Genomic DNA, 21226 nt, shown 5'->3' on the forward strand with positions numbered 1-21226 from the left:
CTACATCTTAGCGAAGGTCTTATACTAAATCCTGAGGAAACCAAACCGGATATGATCCAAATGCCCAACACAACAATCGCAGATGCTGAGAAATCGTTCACACGAGTTCAAAAGCGATTGAAAGCAAAAGTCGGCCAAGAAGTATACACAAGCTGGTTTGGTCGTCTAAAATTGCATTGCACATCAAAAAATGTCATCCGCCTTTCAGTCCCAACGACTTTTTTGAAATCATGGATCAATAATAAGTATCTCGACATTATCACAGAGCTTTTTCAGGAAGAAGAAGAAGCCATTATGAAAGTAGAGATCGTTGTCCGTTCTGCAACACGCGCTCCTGTGGAGAGCGCGATTGTTGCAGATACCAGCCAAAAACAACTCAAAGGCCCTGCAACACGAGTTGAAGACATTGATAAGGCCGCTCGGGTTCTCAATCCCAATCAAGCTGCGAACCATCCAAGTACTGACTTTAGTAATCAAAAGGTCATCGGGTCTCCATTGGACGGACGTTTTGATTTCACAAATTATATTGAAGGCTCATCTAATCGTGTTGCCTTAGCTGCCGCAAAAACGATCTCTGAATCTGGTATGGGTGCCATCCGCTTTAATCCGCTGTTCATCCATTCCAATGTGGGCTTAGGCAAAACACATCTTCTACAATCTATTGCTGGCGCTGCAAGCCAGAATAATCCGTCATTGCGTGTTGTGTATTTGACCGCTGAATATTTCATGTGGCGTTTTGCATCTGCTATTCGCGACAAAGATGCCCTGTCATTTAAAGAATCTTTACGAGATATAGACCTTCTCGTCATTGACGACATGCAATTCTTACAAGGCAAGTCTATACAAAATGAGTTTTGCCACCTTCTAAACATGCTTCTTGATTCAGCAAAACAAGTTGTTGTTGCTGCCGATCGCGCGCCATGGGAATTGGAATCACTTGATCCACGTGTCCGCTCTCGTCTTCAAGGTGGTGTTGCTATTGAAATAGAAGCACCCGATTATGAGATGCGCCTTAGAATTCTTAAAAACCGCCTTGAGATCGCCAAACAAAGTGACCCTAGTCTCGAAATTTCGGATGCAATCCTAAACCATGTAGCAATGACAATTACATCAAGTGGGCGCGAACTGGAGGGTGCGTTTAACCAGCTTCTCTTCCGTCGCAGTTTTGAACCTGATCTTGATATTGACCGCGTTGATGCGCTCTTGGGTCACTTAGTCAACTCGGGTGAACCAAAGCGCATTCGTATTGAAGATATTCAACGCGTCGTGTCGCGTCACTTCAATGTGTCGCGTCAGGAGCTTGTTTCAAACAGACGCACACGCGTTATTGTAAAGCCTCGTCAAATCGCCATGTATTTAGCTAAGACTATGACACCACGTTCTTTTCCTGAGATTGGTCGTCGTTTTGGTGGCCGTGACCACACGACCGTACTTCATGCGGTTCGTAAGATTGAAGGCTTGATGAACGAAGATACTAAACTTTCTCATGAAGTTGAATTACTCAAACGCTTGATCAACGAATAGAAGTCATCCATTTCCCAAATTGAAACTTAAAGTCGGGGAAAGCAGGGTCGTAAACCTTGTTTTCCTTGCTTTTTGTGTCACGAATCGGCACATTATAATCCCAATTGCTATCTGCATTTGGGCTGTTGTTTCTATTTGCCCAAACAAAAATTGTGAATAGGATCAGCAAGATTTCCAACAAATTTAAAAATGGTCATTGATTATGCGTGTTACTCTTGAGCGTTCGAACCTCTTAAAATCCCTCAACCATGTACATCGTGTTGTTGAACGCAGAAATACAATTCCCATTTTGTCCAACGTCCTTTTACGAGCACAAGATGCAAGCCTTGAAATGAAGGCAACAGATCTTGATCTTGAGATAACAGAGGCAACCGCTGCAATGGTCGAACAAGCTGGCGCGACAACAGTGCCCGCTCATTTGCTTTATGATATTGTGCGCAAGTTGCCGGACGGCTCTGAAGTACTTCTGTCAACAGATGCAGATGGCAAAACAATGACTGTTGCATCAGGCAGATCAAACTTCTCGTTACAATGCCTATCTGAAGCAGATTTTCCTGATCTTCCAGCTGGCGCATTTAGCAATACATTCAGAATTGCATCGACTGATCTTAAGATGCTGATCAGCCGCACACAGTTTGCAATCTCGACAGAGGAAACACGTTATTATCTCAATGGCATTTTCATGCATACAATTGAGACCGATGGCGGATTAAAACTTCGCGCCGTTGCAACAGATGGGCACCGCCTCGCTCGTGCTGACATTGATGCACCTAGTGGTTCAGAGGGTATGCCCGGTATTATCATCCCGCGTAAAACAGTTGGCGAATTGACAAAACTCGTCGATGATCCTGATTTATCTATTACTTTAGAAATATCAGAAGCAAAAATTCGTATGACTATTGGTAGTATTGTCATGACGTCAAAATTGATCGATGGTACGTTCCCGGATTATCAGCGCGTTATTCCATCTGGAAATGACAAAAAACTTTCGATCGATACACAAAGCTTCTCGCAAGCAGTTGATCGTGTTTCGACAATTTCCAATGAACGTGGTCGGGCTGTAAAACTATCTCTGTCTGAGGGACAGTTAACGCTCACCGTCAATAATCCTGATTCAGGCACCGCGACTGAGGAAGTTGCAGTCGCATATGATGACGACCCAATTGATATTGGATTTAATGCTAAGTATTTGCTTGATATCACAAATCAACTTTCTGGTGATGAAGCGATATTTATGCTCGCTGATCCAGGTTCACCAACGCTTGTACAAGATACTGCCGGAGATGATGCGTTGTACGTTCTTATGCCAATGCGTGTCTAGATTGAACATTACCAGTTGCTCTCCAAAAACGCATAAAGCGACTGTTCGGGCGATTGTTTTGACTGCCAACACATGGACGCCTTATGAGCGATAAGATCTATATTGAGCAATTACGTCTTGAACATTACCGCAATTATCAGTCGTTGCATCAGAATCTGGATAGTCGTCATGTCGTACTCACAGGTGAAAATGGATCAGGTAAAACCAATCTGATTGAAGCGATCTCTCTCCTGACACCGGGTCGCGGCATTCGGCGCAGTCCCTATACTGAAATTCCTAATATCAAGGGACAGGGGTCATTCTCCGTTTTTGCTAAACTCTGCGGTATTGCAGGTGAAGTTAGCATTGGAACAGGGCTAACACCGGATGAACCAGGCTCACGCCGAATTCGGATTGATGGCCAAAATGCCAAAACAAATGATGAATTACTGGATCATACTCGAATATTATGGCTGACGCCTGCCATGGATGGATTGTTTACAGGAGGCGCGGGTGATCGGCGCAGGTTCCTTGACCGCCTGGTGCTCGCCATCAACCCTGCCCATGGTAAGCGCTCATCTAATTATGAGCGCACAATGCGCAGTCGCAATAAATTGCTGTCTGATGGAAACTTTGACCCTGTCTGGCTGGATGGAATTGAAGAACAGATGGCTGAACTTGGCATCGCTATATCACATGCACGCTACGAATTTATCAATCTTTTATCTTCGCTCATAGAAACTAATCTGGCCGATAGTATCTTTCCAAAATCTGTCTTAGCGCTCGATGGATTTGAATTTGGCGGCAATGATCAACCCGCTGCAGATGTCGAACAGAATTATATCGATCATCTGAAACAAGCCCGTCACCGGGATGCTGCAGCTGGCCGTTCACTGACTGGGCCCCACAAGATGGATCTTATTGTACAGCATCAAGAAAAAGAAATGCCAGCGGGAAACTGCTCCACAGGCGAACAAAAGGCTCTGCTCATCGGATTAATTTTAGCCCATAGTCGCCTTGTAAAAAACCTTACCGGTTATGCACCTATTTTGCTTCTTGATGAAATTGCTGCACACTTGGATGAGAAACGACGCGCAGCACTATTTGATTTAATTGATAGCCTTGATTGCCAATCATTTATGACCGGAACCGATAGATCAATGTTTGGTGCGCTGGGAAATCGAGCACAATATTTCCAGGTGTCAGATGGTAAACTGCAAAGTGAATAATTAAATGAGCCAGTTGGATAGTTCGGAAATCGAAAGATATGCACGCCATATTATCTTGCCCGAAATCGGTGGGATTGGTCAGCAAAAATTGAAGTCCGCTAAAGTTGTCATTCTGGGAGCAGGTGGATTAGGCTCACCTGTGGCCGCATACCTAGCCGCAGCTGGTATCGGCCAAATTGGGATCATCGACGATGATGTTGTTTCACTCTCCAATCTACAACGTCAGATCATTCATGATACAACTAAAATAGGTATACCTAAGACGGAAAGCGCAAAGACATCGCTTGAACGTATCAACCCAGAGATTGAGATAACAGCACATAACATACGATTAAGTGATGAAAACGCTGACGATCTACTTAGTTCTTATGACATTATTGTTGATGGGTCTGACAGTTTTAGCACACGCTACATATTGGCAGATCACGCAGAGCAACTTAAAATACCGATGGTGATGGCAGCCGTAGGACGGTTTGATGGCTCCCTCACTGTTTTTAAACCCTACATCAATACAAACCCGCGCATCCGCGACCTTTACCCCGAGGAACCTCCAGAGGGACTATTACCATCTTGCGCAGAAGCGGGAATCATTGGAGCTTTAACTGGCGTTATTGGAACATTACAAGCGATGGAAGTAATCAAACTGGTCACAGGAATTGGTGAACCACTTGTGGGTAGATTGCTTTTATATGACGCTCTTCGCACTCGATTTGATGAAATTGGTTATCAACGTATGGAATAGAGTTGAGAAATAAGCACCCCAATTCAACATTGCTGATTTGTAATTCTACATGAAGATGTTGTAACTTGAGATAACAGACATTGTCCCGCACCATCCAAGCATGAATAGATAAAAGGATAGGTAGATGTCAAAAATTTTAATACTTCTTTCGGTCTTAACTATCGGCACGATAGCGACAACTTCAACACAAGCTGCATCGATAAAACGCAATGACCCTAATCGTCCGGTTGGCTCAATAGCCGCTGATCTGGGCATTTCAACGAACCAATTTGTTACATGTTTTCACAACGTGAATCCCGCTTCTAAGGGTACAAAAGCATCCAGAGCACGCGAACATGCTAACAAGGATATTCTTTTGCCATGTTTGCAAAAAGCAAATACCAGCATAACGAATAATAGGCTTGATGATGTAATGGATAAATATCGGCCTGAAGGTCGCGTTGCAGGCGACTGATCGGCATCGAACCCAATAGAGATATGCTGGCCGCAAAATCATTGCAGCCAGCTAATTTTCATTACTTAATGACGGTACGACATAGAAGCGTATTATTTGTTTCCAGATCTGGGCCCCAAATCAACTTAGCACCACTATCCCATCTGACTTGATCATAACCATCTTTAGGTCCAACAGAGCGTTCCGAATACTCACTTGCTTTAGGCCACGAACTGTCATCAAAAGATGGTGACTTCCAACCAGAAGGTTCAGCAGTTTTTGTAAAACCGCAGTTCCCTTTGCCAGCGACCGGATTTTTATCTTTCTCGCAAGACTTATTTGACGGCGCATTGTGCGTCACCATGCACCGCCATGATGAATTTGTCACGGCAACGGTTTTACCTGAGCTATCTTTGAACTGCGCTATAAAACCACCATCACCCATCTGCTGTTTGCGCGAACCTATATATTCAAGGCCAGAATCATTTTCCTTAAAATCCTTAACAACAAAATTTAAAACAAATGGTCGCTCGGCGTTAAATGTAAAGCTTTCCTTATTAAAGGAACGCTCGGTATTGATGGAAACAGAATCTTCCTTAATTTCTTTCTCACCTGAATAGAAAGCAAACCAATTATCAGCCCAAACATCTACGTTGAGTTTTTCAGCTTGCACTGCAGATGTTGCTAACAACCCTGCTAGCCCTGCAATTAAAACTGTCTTATTAATCATAAAATGCACCTCCATGTAGTCTAGATATGAAACAGTAGATAATGATGAATATTGAAGACAATGTGTGCAAAGTGTGAATAAAGAAGTGCTTCTCTGCTCTATTGACCGACCATGATCGGAATAACGACATTTGGAGGTCTGTGGCCATCAAAATAAGTACGAATATTGACGATTACCGCATTGCCCATGTCAATGCGACTTTCAATTGTTGCGGACCCTAAATGTGGTAGAATGGTTACTTTGCCAGACTTTGCGAGCTGCACCAACTTATCATTCACAGATGGTTCATGTTCAAAAACATCCAAACCTGCGCCACCAAGTTTCTCATCTTGCAGCGCTCTAACCATAGCTTCTTCATCAATGATTTCACCACGCGCCGTATTGACAATAAAGCTACCAGGCTTCATCAAAGCAATTCGGGCGGCCGATATCAAATGGTGAGTGGCTGTTGTCGACGGACAATTGATGGACAATATGTCGACCTCTGCCAGCATTTTATCGAGATCTTCCCAATAAGTTGCTTCAAGCTCGTCATGTGTCTTTTGATCAACTTGTTCCCGGTTATGATAGTGGATATCCAAGCCAAATGCTTTGGCACGCTTGGCAACGGCGCTGCCAATGCGCCCCATCCCCAAAATACCCAGTTTTTTGCCATGGATACGGCTACCCAACATCCATGTCGGTGACCAACCCTGCCACGGCTCATCAGATGTCAGAACCTGCGCACCTTCAACCAGACGACGTGGCACTGCAAGAATGAGTGCCATTGTCATATCCGCAGTGTCGTCATTTAAAACATTTGCTGTGTTGGTAACTGTAATTCCATGATCTGTGGCGGCCTTGACATCGATATTATCAAACCCGTTACCAAAATTTGTAATAAGCTTTAGGGAAGGTCCTGCTTGTTCGATTAGCTCGGCATCAATTATGTCGGACACCGTTGGCACCAAGACATCATTATTTTTCATTGCTGCGATTAATTCTGGCCGACTTCGCGGCTGATCAGTTACGTTAAACTCCACATTAAAAAGCTCCTGCATCCGGTCTTCCACCGCTTGTGGGAGTTTTCGGGTTATGTAAACCTTCGGCTTAGGCTTATCAATCACTTCAGATCTCGTCCTTTTGTAAACAAATCTTTAACAAAAATAGTAGACTATGATGTATTACGTCTCCTGCAACATCTAATCTGTAACAGACCTGCACATAATGACAACAAAAACTCGTTTATTCAGCTTCGTTTTTTCTTTAACCCTCGGGTTGGTAACATTATTATTGCCTTTTGATAGCATAGCGCAAAGCACAACTAAAGGTGCAAGCGGCTTACCAATACCGCGTTTTGTTAGCTTAAAAGCAAAGCGCGTGAATATGCGCGTTGGCCCAGGGCAAAATTACAAGGTATCGTGGCTTTACACAAGAGCGGGTATCCCGATGGAAATTGTGCAAGAATATGATAATTGGCGCCGTGTACGAGATCTCGACGGAACTGAGGGGTGGGTTTTTCACTCACTGTTGAGCGGTGAAAGAAGTGCTGTCGCTGCGCCTTGGATGAGAACCAAGGTAGAAGCATCACATATCAACGTATACAAAAAAGCCACCCAAAACAGTACTATATCTGCAAAGCTTGAGCCTGGTGTTGTTACAAAAATCGAACAATGTACCGGAGATTGGTGCGAAATACGTGTTGAAAATATACAGGGATGGGTTTCGCAAAGCGAACTTTGGGGCGCTTATCCTGGCGAAGCGTTTAAATAATAGTTTTGATAAGTTTTTATCGGCTTATTTTTTCGGGCGAAGCCGGACAATTACATCTACATTGGCAATTTCCATTCCCTCAGGAATGTCCGGTAAACCAGTTACACTCAACTCGTCCGTTTCAATATCAAAAACCTCTTCCGAACCTTCAACAATAAAATGATGATGATCAGAAACATTTGTATCAAAATATGTTTTATTGGAATCAAGAGATAAAACACGCAACATACCAGCATCCGTAAACTGATGCAGCGTGTTATAAATCGTTGCTAACGAACAAGACACACCGCTTTTTAGCGCATCATCTTGCAAGGCTTCGGCGGTCAAGTGACGATCACCACGTTCAAAAACAAGTTGGGCAAGTGCAACACGCTGGCGGGTTGGTCTTAAACCAACTGCACGCAATCGATCTGCTGAAGCACGATTTTGCTCACAATCTACTTCAGAAATATCTAATTTTGCATCTTCAAGCATCATTCTTACTGTCCAAGTTCAAAGTCACATCTTCATATCATATAACTTTTATGGGATTAGCTTGCAATAGTCTCCAATAAACACCAAATTCCTTGAAAGAGTACTAGTTTCCTTTCTCATGATCCGCTATTTGAGGTTTATATAGATTCATATTGAAGTAAATTAGGTGAATTGACGAAAAGATGCCAACAGACGTGGCATAAGGGGAGATAAGTTTTTGACTGAAGATCGGCAATCGAGTTTTACGTATGAAGAAATTCTAACCTGTAGCCACGGCAAAATGTTTGGCGAGGGAAATGCACAATTACCTTTGCCACCAATGTTGATGGTCAATCGCATCACAGAGATTTCTGAAACTGGTGGTGAGCATGGCAAAGGTGTCATCCGCGCTGAGTTTGATATCAATCCGGACCTTTGGTTTTTTCCTTGTCACTTTGAAGGTGATCCGGTGATGCCAGGCTGCTTGGGACTTGATGCGCTATGGCAATTGACGGGTTTTTATTTAGGCTGGCTAGGCGAGCCTGGCAAAGGTCGCGCGATATCAACTGGCGAAGTTAAATTTAAAGGCATGGTCACACCGGAAACAAAAGTCGTCGAATATGGAATCGACTTTAAACGCGTTATGCGTGGCCGCCTTGTACTTGGTATTGCTGATGGTTGGGTAAAGGCAGATGGTGAAGTTGCTTTCCTTGCGAAAGATTTACGCGTTGGCCTCTTTCAGGACAACAAATAAGCACTGACCTGGAATTATGAATTAATCTGGCTCGATATTAATTCTAGAGCCACCCGAAGGAAGGGATATAGATGAGACGAGTTGTTGTAACAGGTATGGGGATTATATCCTCCATTGGTACAGGTAAAGACGAGGTTCGCGAATCGCTCCGCGATGCAAAATCCGGCATTACATTTTCCGAGAGCTTTTCTGAAAAAGGCTTCCGCAGCCGCGCTTGGGGTGAACCTAATCTGGCTGATCCGGCACCGCTAGTTGACCGTCGCGCCATGAGATTTTTATCTCGTGCTGGCGCTTGGAGCCATCTTGCAATGCAAGAAGCTATCGACGATTCCGGCCTCGAACAATCCGACATTACAAATGTGCGTACAGGCATTGTTGCAGGTTCCGGTGGTGCAGATACCGATACGGTTTACCAGTCAGCACTTACAACCGTCGAAAAAGGCAGCCCAAAACGCATTGGACCATTTGCAGTTCCAAAAGCCATGAGTTCAACGACATCAGCCACACTTGCCACGTGGTTTAAGATCCACGGCGTGAACTATTCCATTTCATCAGCCTGTTCGACATCCGCGCACTGTATTGGCAATGCAGCCGAACTTATTCAATGGGGCAAGCAGGATGTTGTATTTGCGGGTGGACACGAAGACCTACATTGGACAATGTCCAATCTGTTTGACGCTATGGGTGCGATGTCATCGAAACATAATGACAATGCTTCAAAAGCATCGCGCGCTTATGATGCTAATCGTGATGGGTTTGTTATTGCCGGCGGTGCAGGCATGGTGGTTCTTGAAGAATTGGAGCATGCTAAAGCTCGTGGCGCTAAAATCTATGGTGAGATCGTTGGTTATGGCGCAACGTCTGATGGTTTCGACATGGTTGCCCCATCTGGAGAAGGTGCTGTACGTTCTATGAAGATGGCGCTATCGACCGTTGATAATCCGGTCGATTATATCAACACACATGGCACATCAACAGGTGTTGGTGACGTCAAGGAAATCGGTGCTATCAAAGAAGTATTCGGCGATAATGTCCCACATATTCAGTCGACAAAATCTTTGACTGGTCACTCACTGGGTGCAACAGGCGTACAAGAAGCTATTTATTCATTGCTCATGATGAATGCAGGCTTCATTGGCGAAAGCGCGCATATCGAAGAGCTTGATCCAGAGTTTGAGGGCATGCCAATCGTTCGTAAACGTATTGATGGTGCTAAATTTGATACCGCTATTTCCAATTCATTTGGCTTTGGTGGTACAAACGCAACGTTAGCATTCCAGCGCTATAACGGTTAATTCGCTCAGGGGAACGATATGATTGATATGAAAGGTAAACGCGGCCTTATTATGGGCGTTGCAAACGATCATTCGATCGCTTGGGGAATAGCAAAAGCACTGCGTGATGCAGGTGCTGAACTTGCTTTTACCTACCAAGGCGAAGCGTTTGGAAAACGTGTTAAACCACTTGCTGAATCCGTCGACTCTGACATTCTTCTTCCGTGTGATGTCGAAGATTTAGAAACTGTTAATGCTGTTTTTGACACACTCAAAGATAAATGGGGCAGCATAGATTTCATTGTTCATGCAATTGGATTTTCCGACCGCAATGAACTTAAAGGGCTTTATGCAGATACAAGTCGCGAGAATTTTTCCAAAACAATGGTTATTTCTTGCTTCTCATTTACTGAAGTTGCCAAACGTGCGGCAGACATGATGAATGATGGCGGATCGATGATCACCCTGACGTATGCCGGCTCAACCCGCGTTATGCCGAACTATAACGTTATGGGTGTCGCAAAAGCTGCCCTTGAGGCGAGCGTTCGCTACCTTGCGTCAGATTATGGTCCGCGTGGCATTCGTGTAAATGCAATCTCTGCCGGTCCTGTTCGCACACTCGCCGGCGCCGGAATTGGCGATGCTCGTGCAATGTACACATGGCAGCAAAAAAACGCACCGCTTCGACGTTCAATTGACATCAATCATGTGGGGCAATCGGCGCTCTATCTGCTGTCAGATATGTCCTATGGTGTCACAGGTGAAGTACATATGGTCGATTCCGGCTATCACGTCACATCAATGCCAACGCTTGATACATTAAACGAGCTGGATTCGAAATAGTGAATTATAATTTGAGGTCGCGAAAGCGACCCTTTTTATACTTAGTGATTTGTATCGAGCCAATTCAGCGTTGCTTCTGACACTTCGTTAAATTCTTGCAGACCTAGTGATGCTCCCATTCTATGGCCAACATCAAACTCCATAAATGTGAGGTTTCTGACAAAGCTGTTGAACACCTTTGCACTGCCAGTTGGAGATGTATGATCCCTCTGACCTGTAACGATCAAAACGCGGCCAGGAAAATTTTTTAGATCCTCGCCAGCATGAAAATTTGAGAGTGTTTTATAAAAGTCAGATCGAAAAGCTCTTACTTTACCGCTTGCACTTCGCCATTTGACAACTTCCCTTGGTTTTGCGCTCAAACCTTGCTGAAAGATCGTATCGCCCATAGCGCGTCGATAGGTACGAAGTGCATCGATTTGGGGTGCCCACAGTATAACGGATTTCAATGGGCATATATCATTTCTTTTAGCAACAGAAGCGGCAATCAAGGCGCCCTGACTATGACCCAATACGCTTATTGACGAAGCATCAAAAGTGTCTTGAGCAACAATCCAATCCACTGCTTCAAGCGCTTCATCTGTTCGCCTTTCAAGCGTCATATTTCGAAAATCACCTTCCGAACCGCCACGACCTCGCGTGCTAACTCGCAAGCTTGCAATACCCTTCATTGCCCAAGTGTGTGAAAGTACTTCAAACACAGCGCTATTCATGCCGCGAATAGGTGGACCATTGCGAAGGCCGCTCATGCCACTCAGAATGAGAACAATTGGTGGTTTTTTAATATTAGTCGGCAGGACTAATGTACCAACCAAACTTTGAGCTCCTATTTTAAATGATATCTCTCTTGATGAGACTAAATTCTCATCAGCTCTGACGCTAGAAATTGCGAACCAGCTTAGAACCAACAACAAAATGATGTTACTGATTTTGTTCATTTTGAATATTCCTCTTCGCTATACCACTCAGTATTGAGACGTAACTCTCCACGCTCATTGGTTAGCTTACTATTACCGGTCCTTGCGTCAACCGCGTCGAATTCGAAAAATTGATCTGGATCAAGGCATATGCAGCCCCCCATCGTAGACTAATTGAAGAGTATTTGAGAGGAGAGTAATCATGGACAAACAGGTAGATGAAAGTTTTGGAGCAACAGGTCATGTTGATGTCGAGGTGCAACCTAAAAAGGAGGGAATTATTTCCTCTCAGGATCTAAAATCAAAAAAACTGCAGCGTCCGCGAACTCAAGCCGAAATCCGTCGGATGTTTGAAAATGGCGAATATCCCTATACACGGAAAATGAAAGCTGCCACCTATGAGAAGCAAAAAGCAGAACTTCAACTTGAATTATTGAAAGCTCAAGATTGGATTAAGGCGACGGGACAGAAGGTTGTTCTACTTTTTGAGGGCAGAGATGCTGCTGGAAAAGGCGGAACGATTAAACGCTTTATGGAGCACCTCAATCCTCGCGGTGCACGTGTTATTGCGCTCGACAAACCTTCTGAACGCGAGAAGTCCCAATGGTACTTTCAGCGTTACATTAATCACTTGCCCGCAGGTGGTGAAATGGTGTTGTTCGATCGGTCTTGGTATAATCGTGGTGGCGTTGAACGGGTTATGAACTTTTGTACTCCGAATGAGTATCTTGAATTTATGCGCCAAGCACCTGAACTTGAACGTATGATGGTCAGGTCTGGAATATTACTTTTCAAATACTGGTTTTCAGTGACCCAAGACGAACAGATAAAACGCTTTAAATCGCGCGAACTCGAACCATTGAAACAATGGAAACTATCCCCTATCGACCGCATGTCTTTGAACAAATGGGATGATTACACAGAAGCTAAAGAGGCTATGTTCTTTTATACGGACACCGCAGATGCACCGTGGACAATTGTTAAATCCAACGACAAAAAACGTGCGCGCCTCAACTGTATGCGGCACTTTCTAGCCTCGCTGCCATATCCCGGCAAAGATACAAGAATAATCAGCCATCCCGACCCATTAATTGTGGGATCGAGCGGGGACGTTATAGGCAGAAGTGAACATATTCTTGGCAAAACTATGCATCCGGAACGGAAACGAGAGAGATAGCGTAGCGCATCCGCTCAAAGATCATAAATTTAACAATCGACTCTATCAAAGGAGCTTATATGTCTCACGTACCACATGAACTCGCAGAAGAATTCCCTACCCAAACGGATAAAATTCATGAACTAAAAATTGGGAACGCCCATTTCGCGAAACTGGCTGATCAATATCATGAGATTAATCGGGAAATACATCGTCTTGAAACAGGTATAGAGCCAGCTTCTGAATTACGAGAAACCCAATTGCGTAAGGAACGCATGACACTCAAAGATATGATTTCCACCATGCTCTGGGCATCCTGAGAGGACGTATATTTTAGTTGGTAACCCAGCGCGACCAATCGCTAACATTACCACGAGCATCGCACAATTTACCCTTGCGGATTTCTGCATCGCCGACATCTTGAGGGTAAATAAAAATCGCACCGAGCAATATCTCCGAATTAGAAATATTATATCGGTTAAAGATTTGAGGCGTTCTAAGAACACCACCTGTCGACCAATAGGTGCGCCAGCCTGCTTCCGTTGCGAGTAACAAAAGGTTTTGAACAGCAGCGGATGCCGCCGCCACATGCTCCATATTGCGCTCTGTGCCTTCAAATAGGATATTCTCGCTTAAATCATCGTTTGCTGCATCAGGCGTCCATGTGGCAAGAACCATTGCTTCGCTGGCAGCGAGCATATTGCAGATTTTCCCGGCATCGGTATTCTCATTCAAGTAAGTAAGCAACTCACGACAATTAAGAGCATCAAACTTGTACATTCGCCACGGGACAGGTGACGATAAACTAGCTTTGTGAGAACGTTCCGCCTGATGGTGAAATGGTGCCTGCCCCGCAGAAGAAAGCCACTCATCAACTTCTGATCGCTCTAAGCCATACGGAGGCAATGGCTTTATGGGATCAGCCAAAACCTTGCTTGTTACCCGGCTGTTTAGGACATCTTTCAATTTCAAATGATCGTTCATAGTAAGCTCTTTGTTGTTATCTGATCCAATGCCAAATTAAACTAGTCATTTACACTCAAGTTTAAAAGAGGCTAGAGAATTAAAAAAACCCCGCCAGTTAGACGGGGTTTTAAAAATTAAGTCAGAATATTTCTATTCTTCAGGTTTGATTTCTTCACCCGTTTCCTGATTAACAACTTTCATAGATAAGCGAACTTTTTTACGCTCATCAAAGCCCATCAACTTAACGAAAACTTTTTGACCTTCTTTAACAACGTCAGATGTTTTAGCAACACGCTCTGCAGCAAGCTGAGAGATGTGTACCAAACCATCACGTGGCCCAAAGAAGTTTACGAACGCACCAAAGTCAGCAACTTTAACAACAGTGCCTTCGTAGATTACGCCAACTTCTGGCTCATCAACGATTGAGTGGATCCACTTTTTCGCAGCTTCGATCTCTTTACCTGATGAGGATGCAATGCGGATTGTACCATCATCTTCGATGTTGATTTTCGCACCCGTTTTTTCGCAAATCTCACGAATGATTTTGCCGCCGGCGCCGATAACATCGCGAATTTTATCAACTGCAATGTTCATCATTTCAATGCGCGGTGCAAATTCACCAAGCTGCTCACGGCTCTCAGTCAATGCATTGGCCATTTCGCCAAGGATGTGCAAACGACCGTCTTTAGCCTGACCAAGCGCAATCTGCATGATCTCTTCTGTGATGCCATCAATTTTGATATCCATTTGAAGCGATGTGATACCAGCTTCTGTACCAGCAACTTTAAAGTCCATATCACCCAGGTGATCTTCATCACCCAAGATGTCTGAAAGAACAGCAAAGTCGGCGCCTTCTTTGATCAAGCCCATTGCGATACCAGCAACAGGTTTTTGCAATGGAACACCAGCATCCATCAGCGCCAATGATGTACCACAAACGGTAGCCATTGAAGACGAACCATTTGATTCAGTGATTTCAGACACAACACGAATTGTGTAAGGGAACTGTTCAGCAGATGGCATCATTGGGTTAATCGCACGCCAGGCCAATTTACCATGACCAATTTCACGACGACCAGGGGAGCCAATACGACCAGCTTCACCAACAGAATATGGAGGGAAGTTATAATGCAACATGAATTTAGATTTTGTTGTACCTGTTAGGCCATCAACAAACTGCTCATCTTCTGCAGTACCCAACGTTGCAACGACAAGGGCTTGCGTTTCACCACGCGTGAACACGGAAGAGCCGTGAGTACGTGGCAAGACACCAACTTCTGAATTAATCGCACGAACTGTTGAAAGGTCACGACCATCAATACGCGTTTTCGTTTCAAGAATGTCACCACGAACAACAGTAGCTTGAGCCGATTTAAACACAGCACCAATTTGTTCTGGTGTGTATTCTGGCTCTTCACCCTCTGCAGGTGCAAGTTCTTCTTTGACAGTTGCTTTAACCGCATCAATTGCATCATAACGTGCAGCTTTATCAGAGATTTTATAAGCAGCACGAAGACCCTCATCAGCAATCTTGATGATTTTTGCTTCAAGCTCAGAATGATCTTCAGGAATAAATTCACGAGGCTCTTTTGCAGCAGCTTCAGCTAGTTTGATGATTGCATCAATTACAGGCTGGAAGCCTTTTTGACCGAATATCACAGCGCCAAGCATGACATCTTCAGCTAGTTCTTTAGCTTCTGATTCAACCATCAATACAGCATCTTGAGTACCTGCAACCATAAGATCAAGATCAGTTTCTTCCATCTCGTCAATGTGCGGGTTTAGAACGTATTCGCCGTTGATATAACCAACGCGCGCGCCACCAATTGGGCCCATGAAAGGAACGCCAGAAATTGTAAGAGCTGCAGAAGCTGCAACCATTGCCAATACGTCTGGGTTATTTTCCATGTCGTGTTGAACAACAGTTAGAATGATTTGTGTTTCATTCTTGTAGCCATCTGGGAAAAGCGGGCGGATCGGACGGTCGATCAAACGACATGTCAGTGTTTCGTTTTCACTCGGACGACCTTCGCGCTTGAAAAAACCACCTGGGATTTTACCAGCAGCAAATGTTTTTTCCTGATAGTTTACAGTCAGAGGGAAAAAATCCTGACCTGGCTTCGCGCTCTTTGCAGACACGACTGTCGCAAGAACAACTGTTTCGCCGTAAGTAGCCATAACTGCACCATCAGCCTGACGTGCAACTTTACCTGTTTCTAAGATGAGAGGGCGACCGCCCCACTCTATTTCCACTTTGTGGGAATCGAACATTTATATCTATCCTTCGTACATAATTTTGATCTGCCCCGTGGGCATTTTGATTTTCGTGTGATCAAAATCTTTAAGTTTGGTGCGCCAGCGGGCAAGACAACAAGAAACTTCTTATTAGGTGAAGCATCTGATAATCCTGCCCCGCGAGCCGACCACCGGTTAATTTTACATCCCAGCTTATCTGGGCTGCAAATTTTCAATCGCCAAATGCATAACCGGAATTAAGGCTAAATGCAGGGCTTTTAAAAAAATGACGCCCTGCGATAAGCGGGGCGCCAAATAGCAAGATCTTAGCGACGTAGGCCAAGTTCTTTAATAAGATTTTGGTAACGCGCTTCGTCTTTTTTCTTGAGGTAATCAAGAAGCGAACGGCGTGTTGAAACCAAAGCCAAAAGACCACGACGTGAATGGTTGTCTTTTTTGTGCTCTTTGAAGTGTTCTGTAAGGTTCAAGATACGTTCTGTAAGAACCGCAACTTGCACTTCTGGTGAACCTGTATCGCCCGCTTTAGTAGCAAATTTAGCAATAAGTTCAGCCTTACGTTCAGGCGTAATCGACATCGAATTATCCTTTTCTATATTTTAGGATTTCAGGGTCGCCCACCGCCGAGATATCGTCCAGCGAGGGCCATATGCAAATAGCGGAACTAATCTTTAGACCCGCTATCGCAGCGTATAGTCGAAAAAATAGCAAAAAGCCAGCGTTTTTCACCACTGAACTTATTTAAAGTGGCCAGTTATATGGCGATCGTCCTTGCAAAAACCATCAAGTTAGCCAGCACTATATCTGTACTGATCTAATTAAGTCGAAACTATATATTATTGAATACGCGTTTAGGCCTAAATTCGCCACAAGTGATCTGTCCAATTGCGACCAGTTGACCCTTTTCAGTGGCATAAGCTTCATCTTCTTCAACAGGAGCATTATGACCACGTAGGAGAACTGGATTGCCGCTTCTTATGCGCAAGGCTTGTTGATCAGTAACAGCAATATGCGGTAAAGATGAAAGCGCTTCGCCTGTATCAATAAGGTAGCTATCAAGATGTGCCAAGCGCTCGGCATCATCTTTAATCTCTTCAAGTGCCGTTAGCTCAGATAACGGGATCATCTGATCTTCACCAAACGGCATTACACATGTACGGCGCAAGTTTGATACATAACCAAAACAATCCAAGTCTTGACCAAAATCACGTGCAAGTGCCCGAACATATGTTCCTTTGCCGCATTCGACTTCAAATGTGGCTTTGTTTTGATCTGAACCATCGATCAGAGTAAGTCGGTGTATAATGACTTCGCGCTCAGGAATATCGACATCCTCACCGCTACGCGCTTTGTCATAAGCGCGTTCACCAGCAATCTTAATGGCAGAAAATTGTGGCGGCACCTGCATGATTTCACCAATATAGTTCGGCAAAATCTCTTCGATCTCTTCGATTGTTGGCCTCTGGTCAGAAGTGTCTAAAACCTCACCTTCCAAATCATCAGTCGAACGTTGCTCACCCCAAGTCACAGTAAATTGGTAAATTTTACGCCCATCCATCACATAAGGAACAGTTTTTGTTGCCTCACCAAGTGCGAGCGGCAGCATACCTGATGCAAGCGGATCAAGCGTTCCGGCATGGCCAGCTTTTTGGGCTTTGAAGAGCCATTTTATTTTTGAAACGGCTTCTGTTGAACCAAAGTCGTAGGGTTTGTCTAAGATAATCCAACCTGAAACCGGACGACCTTTTTTCTTTCGCTGTCGTGCCACGTTTTATGCCTCATTATCATCGGGCTGACCATCATTAGACGGCTCATCAATATCAGGCTGCTCCAGATCGCGCAAAACTTCCGGCCGACTTAACAGTTGATCAATACGGTTATAATTATCAAAACTCGTGTCATCGCGAAATCTAACCTCAGGCATATATTTCATATGACTGAGCTCCGGTCCTAAACGTTTGCGAACGAATTTAGCACTGCGATTTAGCCCTTTAAGTACGTTTTTCTGATCATCTTGGCCAAGTGCTTTTACATAGGCATTTGCAATCTTTAGATCCGGTGACATGCGAACTTCGGACACGGTAATCACCACACCCTCTACATCCGGATCGCGAATTTCATCGCGCTGCAGGATTTTAGTGACCGCAGCCCTTACCATCTCACCAACGCGTAACATGCGTTGCGATGGCGCTGACGTTGTTGCTTTTACCATTTTAGATTCTCAAAATTTAAGTGCAGCGATTGCGCCATGAAAGCGCAATCGACTTGCTCAATTAAAGTGAGCGTTCGATGTGCTCGACACGGAAACACTCGATGACATCTTTTGCACGGATGTCTTCATAGTTTTCAAATGCCATACCACATTCTTGACCTGAATTAACCTCAGATACTTCATCTTTGAAGCGCTTAAGCGTTTTCAAGCTGCCTTCATGGATAACCACATTATCACGAAGGAGACGTACACCTGAGCCACGTTCAACCTTGCCTTCCGTGATACGGCAACCAGCAACTTTACCCAATTTGGTGATGTTGAAGACTTCCAATATCTCTGCGTAACCAAGGAATGTTTCGCGGCGTTCTGGTGACAAGAGACCAGACATTGCAGATTTCACATCATCAATGAGATCATAGATGATGCTGTAATATCTGATTTCAACACCAGCAGCTTCAGCAGCGTCTCGCGCTTGTCTGCTTGCACGAACGTTAAATGCGATAATCGGCGCCTCAGATGCTTCGGCCAATGCCACATCAGATTCTGTAATACCGCCTGCGGCAGAATGAACGACACGAGCTGCGACTTCATCTGTGCTAATTTTATCAAGAGAGCCAATGATGGCTTCAATAGAACCTTGCACGTCGCCTTTGACAACAAGCGGGAATTCACTTGTTCCAGTAACTTGAAGTTTCGTCATCATTTGTTCAAGTGAACCACGAGAACCTGATTGACGTGCAGCCGCTTTATCACGCGCCAGACGTTGACGGTATTCTGCATATTCACGTGCCTTTGCTTCATTTTCAACGACAGCAAAGCGATCACCGGCTTGTGGCGGACCATTCAGACCCAACACTTCAACTGGAACTGCGGGGCCAGCTTCTTTAACATGAGCACCTTTGTCATCCACCAGAGCACGTACTTTACCCCATTGATCACCTGCAACAATGATTTCGCCTGGATGTAATGTACCCTTGCTAACTAGAACAGTCGCAACCGAACCACGACCGCGATCTAGTTTAGCTTCAACGACTGTACCCTCTGCCGTGCGATCTGCATTGGCTTTTAGATCAAGTACCTCGGACTGAAGGATAATTGCTTCGAGTAGCTTATCAAGATTTGTGCCTTTGAGTGCTGATACTTCGACTTCAAGCACCTCACCACCCATAGATTCTACAAATACTTCGTGCTGCAAAAGCTCAGTTCTAACTTTTTGCGGATCAGCGGACGGTTTATCCATCTTGTTAATTGCAACGATGATTGGAACACCAGCGGCTTTCGCGTGGTTGATCGATTCAATCGTTTGCGGCATGACACTATCATCGGCAGCGACAACAAGAATTGCAATATCAGTTACTTCAGCACCACGTGCACGCATTGCCGTAAAGGCAGCATGACCCGGTGTATCAATGAACGTAATTTTCTGACCATCCTGCTCAACCTGATACGCACCAATGTGCTGGGTAATACCACCAGCCTCACCAGAAACAACATTGGCATTGCGCAATGCATCAAGCAATGACGTCTTACCATGATCAACGTGACCCATAATTGTAACAACAGGTGAACGTGGTGTGAGTTTGCCGTCATCATCGCCATCTTTTATATCAAAGATTTTATCTTCGATATCTGACTCTGACACACGTTTAACTGTATGGCCAAATTCACCGGCGATCAACTCAGCCATATCCGCATCAATCACATCGCCTGCTGTCATCATCTGCCCCTCTTTCATAAGGTACTTGATAACGTCAACAGAACGTTCAGCCATGCGCTGAGATAATTCTTGGATTGTAATGGTTTCAGGAAGCGTCACTTCACGTGCAATTTTTTCACGCTCGACCGGTTCCATTTGCGCCCGGCGCATTTTTTCCTGACGACGACGTGTCGCTGCAAGTGAACGAGAACGCCCGCCATCATCATTAAGGGCTGAAGTAAGTGTCAGCTTGCCGCGACGACGATCATCTTGACCACGTGGGTTACGTGTCGGTTTTGGTGCCTCTGGGCGTGCCGGCTTACCACCACGCGGCGCAGCTTTATTTGCAGGTGCAGCATCCGCTTTTTTGCCGGTATTACGACGCCCTGCCTCAGGTGTTTCACTAACGATATCAACAGGTGCTTTTTTGCGTGCTATTTCTTCTGCGTGTTTTTTCTCATCAGCTTCTTTTTGTAGCCTTAGATCTTCTTCAGCTTGTTTGCGAGCAAGCTCTTCGACCTCTTTCGCACGAATTTTTTCTTGCTCAGCACGACGAAGAGCGTCTTCTTCCGCACGTTTACGGTCTTCAACTTCTCGAACACGTGAACCTTCAAGCGCTTTACGTCTAGCTTCCATCTCGCTCGCAGAAAGGCGCGAACCTTGCTGCACAGTTGGTTTAGGGCGCATTGGCGATGGAGCCGGCTCTTTTTTAACAGGAGCAGCAGCTGGCGGTGGTGTTTTTTCACGTGGCTTCAACGAAATTGTAGGCTTTTCTTCGTCAGGACGAGAAATACGACGCTTACGTGTTTCCACGACCACAGACTTAGAGCGTCCACGCCCTATATCCTGGCGCACAGTTCCCTGGCCAAGCCCTGCGCCCTTTAGCGTTAAGGTCTTTTTGGCGCCTGTTTCATTTTTCTTATCGTCTGTACTATCGTTCATATAACTTCCGTTCCTTTTGGGGTCTCACCCCAAGCTGCTGCCAGCTTTTA

The 21226-nt window shown here is 44.8% G+C and carries 21 protein-coding genes; 11 read left to right on the top strand and 10 right to left on the bottom strand.

What is annotated here, in order from left to right:
* The first annotated feature begins 60 nt into the window (after positions 1–60).
* The 5 genes from dnaA (at position 61) to AB2J24_RS05435 (ending at position 5249) form a co-directional block, all read left to right on the top strand.
* On the top strand, positions 61–1524 hold the full coding sequence (dnaA, locus tag AB2J24_RS05415; RefSeq protein WP_244627972.1) for a chromosomal replication initiator protein DnaA: 1464 nt from the start codon (positions 61–63) through the stop codon (positions 1522–1524).
* Positions 1525–1726: 202 nt separating this feature from the next.
* The gene (dnaN, locus tag AB2J24_RS05420) at positions 1727–2845 is read left to right on the top strand and encodes a DNA polymerase III subunit beta (RefSeq protein WP_162654329.1); all 1119 of its coding nucleotides are present in this window, start codon (positions 1727–1729) and stop codon (positions 2843–2845) included.
* Positions 2846–2928: 83 nt separating this feature from the next.
* Positions 2929–4053 (top strand): DNA replication/repair protein RecF, encoded by a 1125-nt coding sequence (gene recF, locus AB2J24_RS05425; protein WP_367384717.1) that lies wholly within the window; start codon positions 2929–2931, stop codon positions 4051–4053.
* A gap of 4 nt (positions 4054–4057) precedes the next feature.
* Entirely contained in the window at positions 4058–4795 is a 738-nt protein-coding gene (locus AB2J24_RS05430) for a molybdopterin-synthase adenylyltransferase MoeB (RefSeq protein WP_367384718.1), read from the top strand.
* 124 nt (positions 4796–4919) lie between these two features.
* A complete protein-coding gene (locus tag AB2J24_RS05435; protein ID WP_162654332.1) occupies positions 4920–5249 on the top strand; it encodes a hypothetical protein in 330 nt (109 codons plus the stop codon).
* Between the two features lie 61 nt (positions 5250–5310).
* Here the strand turns inward: AB2J24_RS05435 and AB2J24_RS05440 are convergent, their stop codons facing one another.
* A complete protein-coding gene (locus AB2J24_RS05440; RefSeq protein ID WP_197742880.1) occupies positions 5311–5958 on the bottom strand; it encodes a hypothetical protein in 648 nt (215 codons plus the stop codon).
* 98 nt (positions 5959–6056) lie between these two features.
* Positions 6057–7064, bottom strand: a complete 1008-nt coding sequence (locus AB2J24_RS05445) for a 2-hydroxyacid dehydrogenase (RefSeq protein WP_367384719.1) — start codon at positions 7062–7064, stop codon at positions 6057–6059.
* Between the two features lie 100 nt (positions 7065–7164).
* Here AB2J24_RS05445 and AB2J24_RS05450 point away from each other — a divergent pair, with 100 nt between their 5' ends.
* Positions 7165–7710 (top strand): SH3 domain-containing protein, encoded by a 546-nt coding sequence (locus AB2J24_RS05450; RefSeq protein WP_367384720.1) that lies wholly within the window; start codon positions 7165–7167, stop codon positions 7708–7710.
* 24 nt (positions 7711–7734) lie between these two features.
* Here the strand turns inward: AB2J24_RS05450 and irrA are convergent, their stop codons facing one another.
* A complete protein-coding gene (gene irrA / locus AB2J24_RS05455; protein ID WP_162654469.1) occupies positions 7735–8184 on the bottom strand; it encodes an iron response transcriptional regulator IrrA in 450 nt (149 codons plus the stop codon).
* Between the two features lie 217 nt (positions 8185–8401).
* Between irrA and fabA the strand changes: the two genes are divergently transcribed.
* The 3 genes from fabA (at position 8402) to fabI (ending at position 11034) form a co-directional block, all read left to right on the top strand.
* Complete coding sequence (fabA, locus tag AB2J24_RS05460; protein ID WP_162654336.1) at positions 8402–8917, top strand: 3-hydroxyacyl-[acyl-carrier-protein] dehydratase FabA; 516 nt, start codon at positions 8402–8404, stop codon at positions 8915–8917.
* A gap of 71 nt (positions 8918–8988) precedes the next feature.
* Entirely contained in the window at positions 8989–10212 is a 1224-nt protein-coding gene (gene fabB / locus AB2J24_RS05465) for a beta-ketoacyl-ACP synthase I (RefSeq protein WP_367384722.1), read from the top strand.
* A gap of 18 nt (positions 10213–10230) precedes the next feature.
* Positions 10231–11034, top strand: coding sequence for an enoyl-ACP reductase FabI (gene fabI, locus AB2J24_RS05470; protein ID WP_367384723.1), 804 nt, complete (start codon positions 10231–10233; stop codon positions 11032–11034).
* Between the two features lie 41 nt (positions 11035–11075).
* Here the strand turns inward: fabI and AB2J24_RS05475 are convergent, their stop codons facing one another.
* Positions 11076–11972, bottom strand: coding sequence for an alpha/beta hydrolase family protein (locus AB2J24_RS05475; RefSeq protein ID WP_367384724.1), 897 nt, complete (start codon positions 11970–11972; stop codon positions 11076–11078).
* Positions 11973–12153: 181 nt separating this feature from the next.
* Between AB2J24_RS05475 and ppk2 the strand changes: the two genes are divergently transcribed.
* Both ppk2 and AB2J24_RS05485 read left to right on the top strand, forming a co-directional pair.
* Positions 12154–13128 carry a polyphosphate kinase 2 gene (ppk2, locus tag AB2J24_RS05480; protein WP_162654340.1) on the top strand — a complete coding sequence of 325 codons (975 nt, stop codon included), beginning with the start codon at positions 12154–12156 and terminating at the stop codon, positions 13126–13128.
* A gap of 59 nt (positions 13129–13187) precedes the next feature.
* A complete protein-coding gene (locus AB2J24_RS05485; RefSeq protein WP_367384725.1) occupies positions 13188–13427 on the top strand; it encodes a YdcH family protein in 240 nt (79 codons plus the stop codon).
* A gap of 13 nt (positions 13428–13440) precedes the next feature.
* Here the strand turns inward: AB2J24_RS05485 and AB2J24_RS05490 are convergent, their stop codons facing one another.
* The 6 genes from AB2J24_RS05490 to infB all read right to left on the bottom strand — a co-directional run bounded on the left by AB2J24_RS05490 (position 13441) and on the right by infB (position 21176).
* Positions 13441–14091: a hypothetical protein gene (locus tag AB2J24_RS05490; protein ID WP_367384726.1), complete on the bottom strand. Its 651-nt coding sequence runs from the start codon at positions 14089–14091 to the stop codon at positions 13441–13443.
* Positions 14092–14223: 132 nt separating this feature from the next.
* The gene (gene pnp, locus AB2J24_RS05495) at positions 14224–16344 is read right to left on the bottom strand and encodes a polyribonucleotide nucleotidyltransferase (RefSeq protein ID WP_367384727.1); all 2121 of its coding nucleotides are present in this window, start codon (positions 16342–16344) and stop codon (positions 14224–14226) included.
* A 290-nt stretch (positions 16345–16634) separates the two neighbouring features.
* Positions 16635–16904: a 30S ribosomal protein S15 gene (gene rpsO / locus AB2J24_RS05500; protein WP_162654344.1), complete on the bottom strand. Its 270-nt coding sequence runs from the start codon at positions 16902–16904 to the stop codon at positions 16635–16637.
* A 251-nt stretch (positions 16905–17155) separates the two neighbouring features.
* Positions 17156–18094, bottom strand: coding sequence for a tRNA pseudouridine(55) synthase TruB (truB, locus tag AB2J24_RS05505; RefSeq protein ID WP_367384728.1), 939 nt, complete (start codon positions 18092–18094; stop codon positions 17156–17158).
* Positions 18095–18097: 3 nt separating this feature from the next.
* The gene (rbfA, locus tag AB2J24_RS05510; protein ID WP_162654346.1) at positions 18098–18538 is read right to left on the bottom strand and encodes a 30S ribosome-binding factor RbfA; all 441 of its coding nucleotides are present in this window, start codon (positions 18536–18538) and stop codon (positions 18098–18100) included.
* A gap of 61 nt (positions 18539–18599) precedes the next feature.
* Positions 18600–21176 carry a translation initiation factor IF-2 gene (gene infB / locus AB2J24_RS05515; RefSeq protein ID WP_367384729.1) on the bottom strand — a complete coding sequence of 859 codons (2577 nt, stop codon included), beginning with the start codon at positions 21174–21176 and terminating at the stop codon, positions 18600–18602.
* Positions 21177–21226: the final 50 nt, after the last annotated feature.

Source organism: Lentilitoribacter sp. EG35, from assembly GCF_040784015.1.
In the GTDB taxonomy this organism is placed as follows: Bacteria; Pseudomonadota; Alphaproteobacteria; order Rhizobiales; family Rhizobiaceae; genus Lentilitoribacter.

What these genes read in the sequence shown, in the direction of transcription:
- dnaA (WP_244627972.1), top strand. Translation starts at nt 61, where the DNA reads ATGCCCAACACAACAATCGCAGATGCTGAGAAATCGTTCACACGAGTT.
- dnaN (WP_162654329.1), top strand. Translation starts at nt 1,727, where the DNA reads ATGCGTGTTACTCTTGAGCGTTCGAACCTCTTAAAATCCCTCAACCAT.
- recF (WP_367384717.1), top strand. Translation starts at nt 2,929, where the DNA reads ATGAGCGATAAGATCTATATTGAGCAATTACGTCTTGAACATTACCGC.
- AB2J24_RS05430 (WP_367384718.1), top strand. Translation starts at nt 4,058, where the DNA reads ATGAGCCAGTTGGATAGTTCGGAAATCGAAAGATATGCACGCCATATT.
- AB2J24_RS05435 (WP_162654332.1), top strand. Translation starts at nt 4,920, where the DNA reads ATGTCAAAAATTTTAATACTTCTTTCGGTCTTAACTATCGGCACGATA.
- AB2J24_RS05440 (WP_197742880.1), bottom strand. Translation starts at nt 5,958, where the DNA reads ATGATTAATAAGACAGTTTTAATTGCAGGGCTAGCAGGGTTGTTAGCA.
- AB2J24_RS05450 (WP_367384720.1), top strand. Translation starts at nt 7,165, where the DNA reads ATGACAACAAAAACTCGTTTATTCAGCTTCGTTTTTTCTTTAACCCTC.
- irrA (WP_162654469.1), bottom strand. Translation starts at nt 8,184, where the DNA reads ATGCTTGAAGATGCAAAATTAGATATTTCTGAAGTAGATTGTGAGCAA.
- fabB (WP_367384722.1), top strand. Translation starts at nt 8,989, where the DNA reads ATGAGACGAGTTGTTGTAACAGGTATGGGGATTATATCCTCCATTGGT.
- fabI (WP_367384723.1), top strand. Translation starts at nt 10,231, where the DNA reads ATGATTGATATGAAAGGTAAACGCGGCCTTATTATGGGCGTTGCAAAC.
- AB2J24_RS05475 (WP_367384724.1), bottom strand. Translation starts at nt 11,972, where the DNA reads ATGAACAAAATCAGTAACATCATTTTGTTGTTGGTTCTAAGCTGGTTC.
- ppk2 (WP_162654340.1), top strand. Translation starts at nt 12,154, where the DNA reads ATGGACAAACAGGTAGATGAAAGTTTTGGAGCAACAGGTCATGTTGAT.
- AB2J24_RS05485 (WP_367384725.1), top strand. Translation starts at nt 13,188, where the DNA reads ATGTCTCACGTACCACATGAACTCGCAGAAGAATTCCCTACCCAAACG.
- AB2J24_RS05490 (WP_367384726.1), bottom strand. Translation starts at nt 14,091, where the DNA reads ATGAACGATCATTTGAAATTGAAAGATGTCCTAAACAGCCGGGTAACA.
- pnp (WP_367384727.1), bottom strand. Translation starts at nt 16,344, where the DNA reads ATGTTCGATTCCCACAAAGTGGAAATAGAGTGGGGCGGTCGCCCTCTC.
- rpsO (WP_162654344.1), bottom strand. Translation starts at nt 16,904, where the DNA reads ATGTCGATTACGCCTGAACGTAAGGCTGAACTTATTGCTAAATTTGCT.
- rbfA (WP_162654346.1), bottom strand. Translation starts at nt 18,538, where the DNA reads ATGGTAAAAGCAACAACGTCAGCGCCATCGCAACGCATGTTACGCGTT.
- infB (WP_367384729.1), bottom strand. Translation starts at nt 21,176, where the DNA reads ATGAACGATAGTACAGACGATAAGAAAAATGAAACAGGCGCCAAAAAG.